The organism is Streptomyces flaveus (assembly GCF_014647675.1).
GTDB classification, from domain to species: Bacteria; Actinomycetota; Actinomycetes; order Streptomycetales; family Streptomycetaceae; genus Streptomyces; species Streptomyces flaveus.
The window spans coordinates 57,167-70,469 of the sequence record NZ_BMPQ01000022.1 but is presented as its reverse complement, the minus strand read 5'-3'; the positions used below and the strand labels follow the sequence as shown (position 1 = coordinate 70,469).

Genomic DNA, 13,303 nt, shown 5'->3' with positions numbered 1-13,303 from the left:
GAGGCGACCAGTGGCGGGAGCTCTGGGCTGTCACGGCCCTCGATCAAGTCCCGGAGCCTTCCGTCTGCCGGGCCCCCCAGGTCAGCAGGCGGCGGCTTGATCGGCCCGAAACCTCGATACGGGCCAGCGGATAGGAGTCGGTGCCGGGCAGGATGATCGTGCTGCTGAAGGTCAGCCGACCGAAGATCCGCTGGGCGGTGTTCCGTTGCTTGGCCGACGCATCCAGAGCCGCCTGCGGCATGGCGTCGACTCCCGCCCTCGGTTACCAAGCCACTCTGCGGGCACGGTGAGGCGGCGTGGCAGACGACACGCCCGCCCCTGGCACCGGCTCCCGCACCCGCGTAACGAGTTGCCGCCGGACCGTCCGGCGGAGGCGGTCGCGGCGCTCGCACACGCGGCGGTATGGGCCCGACGCCACCCGAATGCGTAAGTCGATCGCCCCACGCGGTTACCGGCGGTGCATGGTTTCCAGGGCGGCGGCCAGGACGTGGGGGTCGTGGTGGCCCTTGTAGACCGCGGGCGGGTGCTTGTCGAGGCCGAGGAGTTGGGCCACGGCTGTCCAGGCGGTGCGTACGGAGTACTCGACGGTGAAGACGACGTCGTCCGGCACTTCCGCGAACTGTCCGATGAAGGCGAGGTTGACCGATCCCTCGGGTACGACCTTGGGCCGGTCGTCGCGGCGGCGGGACAGGAACTGGCTGGTGACGTACGGCATCAGGCAGGGCACGACGGTGGAGGTCTCCAGGACCCGGGCTGTTGTCGGCTCGTCGAACGGCAGGTGGTGCAGGACCTCTTCGAGGATCTCCCGGCCGGAGCACATCGTCATCGGCTTGGGCGTCTGGTTGCCGGCTCGGCCGGGATGCAGGCCGTAGCCCCACCAGACGGAGACGCCCTCGGGCTGATCGCGGTAGACGGGCTGGCGGTTGGCGACGATGGTGAGCAGCCAGTTGGCGTCGGTGAAGGTCATCAGGCCGCCCCGGCCGGTCTCGCGGCCGCTGAACTTCTCCAGGGCGTCGAGGAAGGCGGGATCCTTGGTGGTGACGGTGAACGACTCGAAGCGGGACTCCTTGACGTGCTTGTCGAAGGCGTCCGGATTGCCGAAGTCGTCGCGTCCCCTGGCCAGGCGGTGCCACAGCAGCCAGGCGTCCGAGCGGTGGGGAGCCGGTGGCGGTGCGGCGGTGTGCGAGCCGAGGCTGGAGGCGTCCGTCATGGATCCGTTGGTGACCAGGACCAGGTCCTCGGGGGACACGGTGATCTTCTCGTCGTGGCCGGCCCGGGAGAGGTAGATGGTGGTGACCGTGGTGTGCCGGCGCCCCGGCGCGAGGCCGAGATCGGTGACATGGCAGCCGGTGTGGACGGTGACGCCCCGTTCGCGCAGCCAGGCGGTCAGGGGCCGCACGATGGAGTCGTACTGGTTGTAGCGGGTGCGGTGGATGCCCGACAGGGAGGCGAACTCGGGGAGGAGGTGGATGAAGCGCCTCAGATAGCGGCGGAACTCGATCGCACTGTGCCAGGGCTGGAAGGCGAACGTGGTGCACCACAGGAACCAGAAGTTCGTGGTGAAGAAGTGCTCGCCGAAGCAGTCCGTGATGCGCCTGCCGTCCAGGTGTCCCTCGGGGGCGGCCAGGCAGCGCACCAGGTCCAGGCGGTCGTGTTCGGTGAACCCCATCGAGCCGGTGTCGACGATCTTCCCGTCGCCGTCGACGAGGCGGGCGATGTCGTCCCAGGGAAACTCCTCGTGCCCGGCCAGGATCTCCTGCGTCACCGACACCGACGGGTCGTCGAGGGTGGGGATGCCGGACAGCAGGTCGTACGTGCAGCGGTACTCGGCCTCGAACATCCGCCCGCCACGCATGGTGTAGCCGGTGTTCGCCGTGCCGCCCGCGTCCAGGCTGCCGCCGATGTTCCGCTGTTCCTCGAAGAGGTGGATGTCCGAACCCTGGAAACCGCCGTCGCGGATCAGGAACGTGGCCGCGGACAGCGCCGCGATGCCGCTGCCCACCAGATACGCCTTCGCCATCACACAACTCCTCGTGCTCGCCCGCCGATCGGGAATCACGTCACCCACGGTTTCCTACGCCGCGACCGCCGTCACTGGGCCGATGGTCACCGCCTTACGGTCCGACCGGACCCTGGAGGTCCTTCGGCCCTTTCGCCGTATCGCCGCGGCCATACGGTGGAGAGGTGATCAGCCGTCCCTGTGGGAGGAGAACCACGTGGAGATCGTCGCGTACGGCGTCCTCGCGGACGAACAGCCGCTGCTGCGGGACGCGTTCGACCGGGAGTTCGGCGCCGCGCATGAACTGCGCTGTCTGGGGCTGTTCTTGAACCGGGACACCGCCCCCACCGCCGCCGGGCATGAGGTGGTGCTCAGCAGCGTCAACGACACCCTGGACGCCGAGGTGCTGCGCGCGCTGGCCAAGGGCGGCACGAGGATGATCGCCCAGCGGGCCACCGGCTACAACAACATCGACCTGGCCGTTGCCGAGGAACTGGGCCTGACGGTGGCGCGGGTGTCGTTCTACTCGCCGTACTCGGTGGCCGAGTTCGCCTGGGCGCTGGCGCTCGCCGTCGACCGGCGGATCGTGCGGGCCGCGCACCGCACGCGGGAGTTCGACTTCCGGCTCGACGGGCTGATGGGCCGCGACCTGCACGGGCGGACCGCGGGGGTGGTGGGCACCGGGAAGATCGGGGCCGCGTTCGCCCGGATCGCACACGGCTTCGGGATGCGGCTGCTGGGCTGGGACGTCGCCGAGAACCCCGACTGCCTGGCCCTGGGCATGCAGTACGTCGAGCGGGAGCGGTTGTTCGCCGAGGCGGACCTGGTCAGCCTGCACGTACCTCTGCTGCCGGGCACCCACCACCTCGTCGACGCCCGAGCCCTGGCCCTGATGAAGGACGACGCGCTCCTGGTCAACTCCAGCCGCGGCGGCCTGGTGGACACCGACGCGCTGCTGGAGACGCTGCGCGCGGGACGGCTGAGCGGTGTGGGTCTGGACGTGTACGAGGAGGAGGCCGGGGTGTTCTTCCTCGACAAGTCGCTGGAGGTGATGACCGACGAACGCCTCGCCCGCCTGATGACCTTCAACAACGTCCTGGTCACCTCGCACCAGGCGTACTTCACCCGGGACGCCGTCGGCCAGATCGCCGAGACGACTGTGGGCAACGTCGTGGACTACTTCGCCGGCCGCACCAGTGACAACACCCTCGTCCCCCGGCGCGAGACCGGCATCGGGCGGTGACCGGACACCTTCCCACACCGGGACGGGACGGCTGACAATGCGCAGCCTGCTGGCCGGCCGTTCGTCCAAGGGCGCTGAGGGCAGGCGCCCGCACCGCACAGGCAGCGCTCTGGCCAGGGATGCCGACGGGTGACGGCGGTCCATTCCTCGGTCCGGCGGCCGGGGATGGGGCGGCCGGCCGTCTCCCACCGCTGGGATCCTCACGCCATCCCATGCGTAGGTCCCGGCACGCCTCGGAATGCTCAGCCGGAACAGGTTCGAGCTTTCGCATCTACGGTGACGGGCGGAGAAAGGCTCTGGCGCGAGGCGACCGGCCCCAGTCGTGAGGCCGAACGGCACCATCCGGGATGCCCGTACGGCGCGGCACACCAGGCCGTACGGACGCGAAGCCGGCGCATGTGCGGATGCGTGCCAGGGCTGCCCTCGGCTCCTGGCGGACGTATCTCTCGTCGTGGGCTCGATCGGTGTCGTCCCGCGGGCCACATGAGGCCACATGGCCCGCGATGACGGGCCGGTCAACCCTCCTCCGGAGCGGGACGGTGGCCGAGGGTTGACGGTACGGGGGACGAACCGTGCGGAGGAGCCGTCATGCAGACCCGGGAAATCGACGCCACGGCCGTTCGGGCCCTGATGTCCGCGGCGGTGGCCGCGCCGTCGATCCACAACACGCAGCCCTGGCGGTTCGGCCTGGACCCGGACAGCCGGTCGATCGAGGTCCGTTCCGACCGCAGGCGGCCACTGCCGATGGCCGACCCGGACCTGCGTGCCCAGCACCTGTCGGTGGGCGCGGCCGTCTTCAACCTCCGCGTGACGGCGGCGCATCTGGGCTGGAATCCCGTCGTACGACTGCTGCCCGCCCCGGACGACCCCGACCTGCTGGCCACCGTGCAACTGACGGCTGTGCCCGCCGCCGACGGGCCGCCGTCCTTCCGCGACCTGTATGAGGCGGTCGAGCGGCGTCACACGAGCCGGATGCCCTTCACCGGCCGCCCGGTGCCTGACCCGGTCGTGACGGAGATGATCAGCTCGGCCCGGGTCGAGGGCGCGCACCTGGATGTCCCCGACATCCTGGGGACCAGGCGCCTGCTGCGCCTGACCCAGGCGGCCGAGGCCCGCAACGCCTCCCATCCGGCCCGCACCGCCGAGGCGCGCACCTGGATCACTCTCCCGCGAGCGGACACCTCCTACGGCATTCCCCTGACCGCCCTGGGCCCCCGGGATGCGTCCGGGCGGATGCCGATGCGGGGCTTCACCGGCTCGTTGCCCGCGCCGCACCTGCCCGCCCTGCGGTTCGAACGCCACGCCCAGGTGGCCCTGCTGTGGACCTTGCGCGACAGGAGGGAGGACTGGCTGCGGGCGGGCCAGGCCCTGGAGCACGTGCTGCTTACGGCGACCGTGCACGGGGTGCGCACGTCGATGCTGCACCAGGCGATGGAGTGGCCGGACCTGCGGGCGGCGACGGGCGGACCGGGGCGTCGGTGCTGCCCGCAGCTGCTGATCCGGTTCGGGTACGGCCCGGACGGTCACCGCACGCCGCGTGCGTCCGCGTATCCCGTGACTCGTCCCGCCCCGGGCTGCGACCGGTGACCTTCAGCGTGGGGACCGAGCAGGTGGACCGACTCCGCCTCAGCGGCCCGCACCCCAACGGCGAGGCAGGGCACAAGGGGCACCGTCGGCCGGTCGGGGGCTACTGATCGAGTCCCGGCTGTCCAACGGGCCTTGAGAAGGGGGCCGTTGCCCCACTCCACTCTGCGCCTGCCGGCCCACAGGGCCCACCGGCCCCGGTCGGGGACCTGTGGCCCCTGCACCACCGGCCCCCGCACCGCCACGCTGGAATCACATCCCCGTTGAGGAGGCAGAAGCCATGGTTCACAGTGTTGTCGTAGGTCTCGATGGCTCGGCCGAGAGCCGTGCCGCCGCCGAGTGGGCGGCCCGCGAGGCGAAGCGGCGCTTCCTTCCGCTCAAGCTGGTCCACGTCTGGGAGGCGGTCCCCGAGCCCATAGCTCTGGCGTCGCTCCTCGGTGCCGAGACACAGTCCGAAGGCTGGGGGGAGATTCCGCGCGAGGCGGCCGAAGAGCTCCGTCTGCGTCACCCCGGGCTGGACGTGACCGCGGACCAGGTCCCCGGCCGGCCCGCCGAGGTGCTGACTCAGGCGGCGAAGGACGCCGAGCTGCTGGTCCTCGGCTCCCGAGGGATGAGCGGCATCGGCGGATTCCTCGTCGGCTCCGTGGGCCAGGGCGTCGTGGCGCACGCCGAGCAGCCGGTGGTTCTCGTGCGGGCGGGGGAGCAGGCCGCGGACGGGCATGCGATGGATCCGTCCGCAACCCTGTTCGCCGGGGACCCGTCCGGGCCCGTCGTCCTCGGGCTCGACACCGACCACCCCGACGACACGCTCCTCGCCTTCGCCTTCGAGGCGGCCGCCCGCCGTGTCACACCCCTGCGGGTCGTCCACGCCTGGAATCTGCCGCCGTACTTCGCGTACGGCCTGCCTGCCGACCCCGAGCTCAACGCCGTGCTGGGCAAGCAGGACGCTGTCGCACTGGCCGAGGTGCTGCACCGCTGGAAGGAGAAGTACCCGGCCGTCAAGGTCGCCGAGGAGTCCCGCGCCGGCAATCCCGCCATCCAGCTGGTCGAGGCCTCCCGGGAGGCATCCCTGGTTGTCGTGGGCCGGCGGATCCGCCGTGGCTCGCTCGGCGCGCACATCGGCCCGGTCACGCACGCCGTGTTGCACCACGCCACCGCCCCCGTCGCCGTCGTCGCGCACGACTGACGCAACGCCCTGAAGGAGCAGCAACCATGAAGGCGGCCACCGCGCAAGTCTTCGACGAGCGCCTGGTGGTGGGCGTCGACGGTTCCGAGCCGAGCCTGCGTGGCGTGGACTGGGCGGCCGACGAAGCGGCGCGCTGCCTTGCTGGCGGCGCGCCGCCTTGCTGGACGGGCCGCAGCCGGCACGCAGAGCGCGCCGAGTCACCGAGACCGTTCGACTGTGGTCGCGGTGGGCGCGGGCGGGACTGCCGGTTGCGTCGGCTGGGGTGCGGTGTGTGCCGACGTGCTCAGCGGGCGGCTGACAGTGGTACCTCGGCCAGTGTCTGTTCCGCTGTCCTGCGCGGGGAAGGCGGTCCTTCCGGCCCGTATCCGAGGCGGAGCACCATCTGGGCGTGAGCGGGCCGGTCGCCAGGAGCCTGTCCGAGTTGGTCGCGCAGGTCGGGCCACTCCAGTGCCTGGTGCAGCAGGGATGCCCGTACGCCATGCGCGGTGGCCACCAGCAGGACGCGTTCGAGCGCCTGGCCGGCGCGCAGCCAGTCGGCCCGCCGGTCGTGCCCCGTGGAGAGCACCATGAGGGTCGGCCGCGTCTCGAAGGGGCGGGCGGCCAGCACGGCCGGGTGCCGGTGGGCGCCGAAGTCCCGCATGGGGATCCGGTCCAGGAAGTCCTGCGGTCCCAGCGTCGCGGGCGGCATACCGAAAGCCGCGTCATTCGGTTCGTGCACCCAGCGGCGGCTCTCCGCAGCCCGGTCGGGATCGGCCGTGTTGCGATGCTCGGCCTCGCGGGTGAGTTGCAGCAGGCGGTCGGTCTCGGCCGGACCGGGACGACTCAACAGGGCGCCTTCGGCGTGGGCGGCCTCGGCGAGCTCGGCCAGGACGGCGGTGGGCAGCGGCCGCTCGGAGTAGGGGAAGCGGCTGCTGCGCCGATGCCACAGCGCGTCGTAGAGGTGCGGTGTGGAGGAGGCGGTGGTGCCGCCGAGCCGCACGGTCGCGAGCAGGTCCGGCTCGGTGGGCCGGGGCAGCAGCCGGGTCACCGGCTCCCTGCCGAAGTGAGCCACCGCTACCCGGAGATTGAGCACCGCGCAGCCCACGGAGAAGTGCAGGGCGCGCCCGGTCGGATCGATGTGGCGCAGCCCGCGGTCCGCCGCGGCACGGATCTCCAGCGTGCCGGTGTCCGGGTCCAGCCGGAACCGCCAGGGCTGTGTGTTGTGGATCGAGGGGGCGGCCACGGCCGCGGAGACCAGGTCCTCCAGGGTCGGGACAACGAGAACCGCAGATCGCATCGGGAACTCCTCCCCGCCCTACCACCGAGGGGGCGGCGGGGCTTGTCGTGAGCAGATGCCAGCGTGGCGCCCACGCCAGTGGCCGCAGGAGGGGCCGTACGGCCCTGTCCGGTTCCGAACGGCCCGACTTCATTGCGCGGGATCACCTGATCCGGGCCGTTCGCGGTGGGCGGCGAGGACGGCGGCCACGCGGACGACTGAGGTGTCCCGTCGACCCGTTCGGACCCTGGTCCGGCACTGAGCCACAGAAGGAGTGGGGCCGTACGGGCCCCGTGAAGGGCCTGTACGGCCCCTGCGCACAGGGCCGTTCCTGCACGACGCTCGAATCAGAAATGCACAACAGGCTCGGACGGAGGAGGCAGGCAGCATGCTTCGGCAGGTCACCGCAGGAGTTGACGGTTCCACCGAGAGTCTCGCGGCCGCGCACTGGGCGGCCCGGGAAGCCCTGCGTCGCGGAGCCTCGTTGAATCTGGTGCACGCGTGGACATGGCATCCCCGCCCGGCCTCCTCCGTACCGGCAGGCACGAGCGAGCACGAGTGGGCCCAGCAAACCCTGGACCGAGCGGTCGGCAGCGTCCGTGCCGCGCACCCCGGGCTGCAGATCGTCGACCAGCTGGTGTCCGGCTCCGCGGTCGACGCCCTGCTCGCGGCGGCCGAGGAGGCGGAGCTGCTGGTGCTCGGCTCCCGCGGGCTCAGCGGTGTCGCAGGGTTCCTGGTCGGATCGGTGTCCCAGCGGGTCGTCGCCAGGTCCGAGCGCCCCGTCGTGCTCGTCCGCGCGGGTGAGACCGCCGCCGACGAGCATCTTCCGGCACCCGACGGGGTCTCGCCGGAGGAGATCCCCGAGACCCCGTACCGCGAGGTCGTTCTCGGGCTGGACACCCGACGCCCCTGCGACGAACTGATCGAGTTCGCCTTCGAGGCCGCCCGCCGCAACGGCGCCGCACTGCACGTGATCCACGCCTTCAGCGTTCCGTCGGCCGACGGCGCCGACCTGCACGCGGTCACCGGGGCCGGGCCGGAGTTCCTCGCGGCACAGGAACGCGCCGTCATCGCGACGCTGCGTCCGTGGTGCGAGAAGTTCCCCGGGGTCTCCGTGACCGAGACCGTCTCCGAAGGCAGGGCGGCCATCGCACTGGTGCGCGCATCGTCCGGAGCCTCCCTCGTCGTGGTGGGGCGCCGTACACGGGACGGTCACCTCGGCACGCACATCGGACCCGTGACGCACGCGGCACTGCACCATGTCGGCTGCCCCGTCGCCGTGGTACCGCACGCCTGAACCGGCTCCCAAGGTGCTCCCGTCGGCTCCCGCCACCTGTCGGCGCTCACGACAGGCGGAGAAACCGGTTGCACACCATCAAGGCCGTACGCTCTCGCCACCCTGGAGGACTGAACCGTGCGCATCGTCATCGCCCTCGGCGGCAACGCCCTGCTGCGCCGGGGTGATCGCCCCGACGCGGCCGTGCAGCAGGCGAACATCGACCGGGTGGCCACCGCCGTCGCCGGCCTCGCCCTCGAACACGAGGTCGTCATCACCCATGGCAACGAGCCGCAGATCGGCCTGCTCGCCATGGAGAGCGCGGCCGACCCGGTCCTGACCGCCCCGTATCCGCTGGACCTGCTGGGCGCCCAGACCGAGGGCCTGATCGGCTCGCTGCTGGTCCGCGCCCTGCACGACACGCTGCCCGGCCGCAAGATCGCCGCACTCGTCACCCACACCCTGGTACGGCCCGACGATCCGGCCTTCGCGCTGCCCACGAAGCGCGTCGGCCCCGTGTACCCCCGGGACGTCGCCCACTCCCTCGCGCGAAGGCGCGGCTGGCACATCGCCAAGGACGCCACCGGCTGGCACCAGGTCGTCGCCTCACCCGCGCCCGAGGGGATCGTCGAGACCGAGACCATCCACGACCTGCTCACCTGCGGCGTGCTGGTCATCTGCGCCGGCGGCGGAGGCGTCCCCGTCACCGCCGATCACGACACCGGCGCCCTGACCGGCGTCGAGGCGGTCGTCGACAAGGACCTCACCGCGGCCCTGCTCGCCGAGGAACTCAAGGCCGACTTCCTGCTCATCCTCACCGACGTGCCGAACGTCTACGCCGACTACGGCACCCACGACCAGCAGCCCGTCCTGGACGCCACCCCGGGCGACCTGCGCCGCGGAGGCTACCCCGACGGCTCGATGGGGCCCAAGACCGAGGCCGCCGCCCGGTTCGTCGAACGCACCGGCGGCCTGGCCGCGATCGGCGCCCTCGACGCGGCGTACGAGATCATTCACGGGAGGTCGGGGACCCTTGTGCGCCCCGATCTGACAGTCGGCTGAAGTCCGTCAGGGCGGGGCCGGCAGGCCGAACGGCCCCATGGCCCCTGCTACGCCCCCCGGTGTTCTTCGCCGATGTGGAGGACTTCCGGCGCCGGCCTCGATGTGCACGGCCCGGCCGACGGAAATCAGTCGGCCGGGCCGTTGTCGTGTTCGATGGAGCACTCAGGCGGCAGCTCGCGCCGGTTCGGCTGACTGCTCCTGCTCGGCCGTTCGCCGCAACGGGCCCGGTACGGCCATGAGTTCGGCCCAGGTGCCGCGCTGGACCACGCGGCCGTGGTCGAGGACGACGATCTCGTCGACGTCCTCAAGTCCCGCCAGCCGGTGGGTGATCAGTACGGTGGCGCGTCCCCGTGTGGCCGCGAGGAGGTCGGTCGTCAGTGCGTCGGCGGTGGGCAGGTCAAGGTGTTCGGCGGGTTCGTCGAGTACGAGGACGGGGAAGTCGGCGAGCAACGCGCGGGCCAGGGCGAGGCGTTGGCGCTGGCCTCCGGAGAGGCGGGCGCCGTGTTCGCCGACCGGGGTGTCGAGGTCGGCGGGCAGGTCCCGTACCCAGGCGTCGAGGCGGGCCGCGGCGAGCGCCGTCCACAGATCGGCGTCGGTGCACTCGGGGCGGGCCAGACGGAGGTTCTCACGGAGGGTGCTGTCGAACAGGTGTGCGTCCTGGGCGCACAGGCCCACGACACGTCGTACGTCGTCTCCGGCCAGGCGGATCGCGTCGGTCCCGGCGAGCGTGTAGGTGCCCGCGGCGGGGTCGAGGAAGCGGAGCAGGACGTGGGCGAGGGTGGTCTTGCCGGAGCCGCTCGGCCCGACGACCGCGATCCGGCGCCCGGGGGAGAGGTCCAGGTCGATGCCGCTGAGGGCCGGTTCGAGGCGGCCGGGCCAGACGGCAGTCAGCCCGTGCAGTCGAAGGGGCAGAGACGGCTGGGGGAGCGGGGCCGGGTGCTCGGGTTCGCGGACCGGGACGGGAGCGTCGATGACATCGACGACCCGTTCCGCGGCTCGGCGGCTGCGCTGCCGTACCTGGGCGGCGGCCGGGAGTCCCGCGACCGCCTCGAACGCGGCGAGCGGGGTGAGGATCAGTACCGCGAGCAGAACCCCGTCCAGTCGGCCGGCGGCCACCGCCTGGACGCCCACGGCCGCGCAGGCGGTGGTCGTGAGCCCGGCGAGCAGCGCCACGAGCCCGGATCCGAGCCCCGCGGTGGCGGCCGAGCGGGCGGCGATCCGGGTCAGGCGGCGGTCCGCGGAGCGTACGGCGGCCAGTTGGCGGGACAATGCCCCGGTCACCGTGAGCTCGGCGGTACCGGACAACGCGTCCAGGACGGTGGCCGCCAGTTCGCCGCGGGCCGGTGCCTGGCGGCGTTCGGTACGGCGGGAGATGGTCGCGGTCAGCAGGGGCACGCCCACGCCCGCGAGCAGCAGTCCGGTGGCGAGCACGATTCCGGCGGCGGGCAGCACCGCGCCCAGCAGCGCCGCGGCCGCCGTTCCCACCAGGGCCGCCGCCGCGGCCGGGAGGCGGAAGCGCAGCAGATGGTCCTGCACGGAGTCGACGTCGGTGACGAACCGGGAGAGCAGATCCCCCTTCCGGTACAGGCGCAGTCCGGACGGAGCCAGCCGCTCCAGTCGTCCGTACACGGCGGTTCGCAGGGTGCCGAGACCGCGCAGTACGGCGTCGTGGGCCACCAGCCGCTCGGCGTAGCGCAGGACGCTGCGTCCGACGCCGAAGGCCCGTACGCAGGTCACCGCGACCATCAGGTGCAGCACCGGCGGCTGCTGCGAGGCGCGCGAGATCAGCCAGCCCGACGTGCCCATGAGCGCGACGGCACACCCGAGGGCGAGTGCGCCGAGCACGACAGCCAGGGCGAGACGAGTGCGTGTGCGCCCGGTCACGGTCATCCGTACAAGTCGGCGCAGCGGGGAGCCCGTTGAGCCGCTGGGAACGAGGCCCGGGGCGCTGGGTTCCGTCCGCTGTTCCGGCGTCTCGGCAGGGAGACCCACGGACACCGGCCCGGCTGACTCACCCGTGCTCTTGCTGCCGGCGGCCGGGGCCCGGAGTTCCACGCACCGGTCCGCGAGGGCCGTCAGGGCCGGGCGGTGGGAGGTCAGGATCACCGTGCGGGTGGCGGCCAGGCGGCGGACGGAGTCGGCGATCGCGGACTCGTTCTCGGCGTCGAGGTGGGCGGTCGGTTCGTCGAGGAGGACGAGCGGGCGGTCGGCGAGGAAGGCGCGTGCGAGGGCGACGCGTTGGCGCTGGCCGGCGGAGAGGCCGGTGCCGTTCTCGCCGAGGGCGAGGTCGTCGGGGAGGTCGAGGGCGTTCGCGTCGCGCAGGGCCCGGCGTACGTCCGCGTCGGTGGCCTCGGGCCGGGCGAGCCGGACGTTGTCGGCGATGGTCCCGGCGACGAGATGCGGGTGCTGCGGGACCCAGGCGATCCTGCGGTGCCACAGCTCGGGGGCGATGTCGGCCAGGTCCCGGTCGCCGACGGTCAGGGTTCCGGCCGCTGGGGCGGTGAAGCCGAGCAGGACGGACAGGACGCTGGTCTTGCCGGCTCCGGAGGGGCCGGTCAGGGCGACCGTCTCGCCGGGGCGGACCGTGAAGGACAGGTTCTCGACGGCAGGCGCGGGGCGGCCGGGGCGGGTCACGGTGAGGTTGTCGACGGTGATGGGGGAGGTGGAAAGGTCGGGTGTGTCGGCATTGCCGCGCCCAGGGAGCGGGGTCTCCAGGACGTCGAAGATCTTCCCGGCGGCGGTGAGTCCTTCGACACTGGCGTGGTAGTGGACACCCACCGCCCGGATCGGGGCGTACGCCTCCGGTGCCAGGACCAGCACCAGCAGACCGGTGTACAGGTCGAGGCCGCCCCCGACCATCCGCAGTCCGATGCTCACCGCGACGAGTGCGACGGACAGCGTGGACAGCAGTTCCAGGGCGAAGGAGGAGACGAACGCGATCCGCAGGGTGCGCAGGGTCGCCCGGCGGTACTCGTCGGTGATCCGCCGGATCGCTGCCGCCTGCGCCCTGGCCCGCCCGAAGACCTTCAGCGTCGGCAGGCCCGCCACCACGTCCAGGAAGTGGTGCGAGAGCCGGGACAGGGTCCGCCACTGACGGTCCGTGTGCGCCTGCGTGGCCAGTCCGATCAGCACCATGAACAGCGGGATCAGCGGCAGCGTCGCCGCGATGATCGCCGCCGAGAGCCAGTCCGCGGTCACGATCCTCGCCAGCACGACGACCGGGACCACGACCGACAACGCCAACTGCGGCACGTACCGCCCGAAGTAGTCGTCGAGCGCGTCCACCCCACGCGTGGCGAGGGTGGTGAGCTCACCGCTGCGCTGCCCGGCCACGAAGTCCGGGCCGAGCGCGGTCGCGTGCTCCAGCAGCCGCCCGCGCAGCTGCGACTTCACGGCCGCCGAGGCACGGTGCGCGGCGGACTCGGTGAGCCAGGCGACCGCGGCCCGACCGAACGACACGGCGGCCAGTAGGAGCAGAGGGCCTTGCAAGGAACCCAGGTCCCGGCCGTCTTCGAAGGCCCCCACCACCACCTCGGCGATGGCCGCGGCCTGGACCACGAGCAGCCCCGCGCCGATCGTGCCCAGGGCCACGGAGGCGGCGAGAAAGAGCCGGGTGGCACGCGCGTGGCGCAGCAGCCGCGGGTCGACGGGTTTCATCGCGTGTGTGCCTTTCGGGCTCTGAGGACGCTGGTGCTCTG

The 13,303-nt window shown here is 72.2% G+C and carries 9 protein-coding genes; 5 read left to right on the top strand and 4 right to left on the bottom strand.

The features are described from left to right. Positions 1–43 precede the first annotated feature (43 nt). Both IEZ21_RS32715 and IEZ21_RS32710 read right to left on the bottom strand, forming a co-directional pair. Positions 44–241, bottom strand: coding sequence for a hypothetical protein (locus tag IEZ21_RS32715; RefSeq protein WP_189325440.1), 198 nt, complete (start codon positions 239–241; stop codon positions 44–46). 207 nt (positions 242–448) lie between these two features. Beyond that, positions 449–2,020: an oleate hydratase gene (locus IEZ21_RS32710; RefSeq protein WP_189325439.1), complete on the bottom strand. Its 1,572-nt coding sequence runs from the start codon at positions 2,018–2,020 to the stop codon at positions 449–451. A gap of 196 nt (positions 2,021–2,216) precedes the next feature. Here IEZ21_RS32710 and IEZ21_RS32705 point away from each other — a divergent pair, with 196 nt between their 5' ends. The 3 genes from IEZ21_RS32705 (at position 2,217) to IEZ21_RS32695 (ending at position 6,012) form a co-directional block, all read left to right on the top strand. Further along, on the top strand, positions 2,217–3,242 hold the full coding sequence (locus IEZ21_RS32705) for a 2-hydroxyacid dehydrogenase (RefSeq protein ID WP_189325438.1): 1,026 nt from the start codon (positions 2,217–2,219) through the stop codon (positions 3,240–3,242). Between the two features lie 588 nt (positions 3,243–3,830). Next, positions 3,831–4,829 carry an Acg family FMN-binding oxidoreductase gene (locus IEZ21_RS32700; protein ID WP_189325437.1) on the top strand — a complete coding sequence of 333 codons (999 nt, stop codon included), beginning with the start codon at positions 3,831–3,833 and terminating at the stop codon, positions 4,827–4,829. A 277-nt stretch (positions 4,830–5,106) separates the two neighbouring features. Beyond that, positions 5,107–6,012, top strand: coding sequence for a universal stress protein (locus tag IEZ21_RS32695; RefSeq protein WP_189325436.1), 906 nt, complete (start codon positions 5,107–5,109; stop codon positions 6,010–6,012). Positions 6,013–6,295: 283 nt separating this feature from the next. On the opposite strand, the gene IEZ21_RS32690 is transcribed toward IEZ21_RS32695, so the two are convergent. Further along, positions 6,296–7,288 (bottom strand): Acg family FMN-binding oxidoreductase, encoded by a 993-nt coding sequence (locus IEZ21_RS32690; RefSeq protein WP_189325435.1) that lies wholly within the window; start codon positions 7,286–7,288, stop codon positions 6,296–6,298. 367 nt (positions 7,289–7,655) lie between these two features. Here IEZ21_RS32690 and IEZ21_RS32685 point away from each other — a divergent pair, with 367 nt between their 5' ends. Both IEZ21_RS32685 and IEZ21_RS32680 read left to right on the top strand, forming a co-directional pair. Continuing rightward, positions 7,656–8,564: a universal stress protein gene (locus IEZ21_RS32685; protein WP_189325434.1), complete on the top strand. Its 909-nt coding sequence runs from the start codon at positions 7,656–7,658 to the stop codon at positions 8,562–8,564. Positions 8,565–8,681: 117 nt separating this feature from the next. Then, positions 8,682–9,605 carry a carbamate kinase gene (locus IEZ21_RS32680; protein WP_189325433.1) on the top strand — a complete coding sequence of 308 codons (924 nt, stop codon included), beginning with the start codon at positions 8,682–8,684 and terminating at the stop codon, positions 9,603–9,605. A 162-nt stretch (positions 9,606–9,767) separates the two neighbouring features. On the opposite strand, the gene cydD is transcribed toward IEZ21_RS32680, so the two are convergent. Next, complete coding sequence (gene cydD, locus IEZ21_RS32675; protein ID WP_189325432.1) at positions 9,768–13,262, bottom strand: thiol reductant ABC exporter subunit CydD; 3,495 nt, start codon at positions 13,260–13,262, stop codon at positions 9,768–9,770. Positions 13,263–13,303: the final 41 nt, after the last annotated feature.

Coding starts and splice junctions, on each gene's coding strand:
- IEZ21_RS32715 (WP_189325440.1), bottom strand. CDS start 241: ATGCCGCAGGCGGCTCTGGATGCGTCGGCCAAGCAACGGAACACCGCC.
- IEZ21_RS32710 (WP_189325439.1), bottom strand. CDS start 2,020: ATGGCGAAGGCGTATCTGGTGGGCAGCGGCATCGCGGCGCTGTCCGCG.
- IEZ21_RS32700 (WP_189325437.1), top strand. CDS start 3,831: ATGCAGACCCGGGAAATCGACGCCACGGCCGTTCGGGCCCTGATGTCC.
- IEZ21_RS32695 (WP_189325436.1), top strand. CDS start 5,107: ATGGTTCACAGTGTTGTCGTAGGTCTCGATGGCTCGGCCGAGAGCCGT.
- IEZ21_RS32690 (WP_189325435.1), bottom strand. CDS start 7,288: ATGCGATCTGCGGTTCTCGTTGTCCCGACCCTGGAGGACCTGGTCTCC.
- IEZ21_RS32685 (WP_189325434.1), top strand. CDS start 7,656: ATGCTTCGGCAGGTCACCGCAGGAGTTGACGGTTCCACCGAGAGTCTC.
- cydD (WP_189325432.1), bottom strand. CDS start 13,262: ATGAAACCCGTCGACCCGCGGCTGCTGCGCCACGCGCGTGCCACCCGG.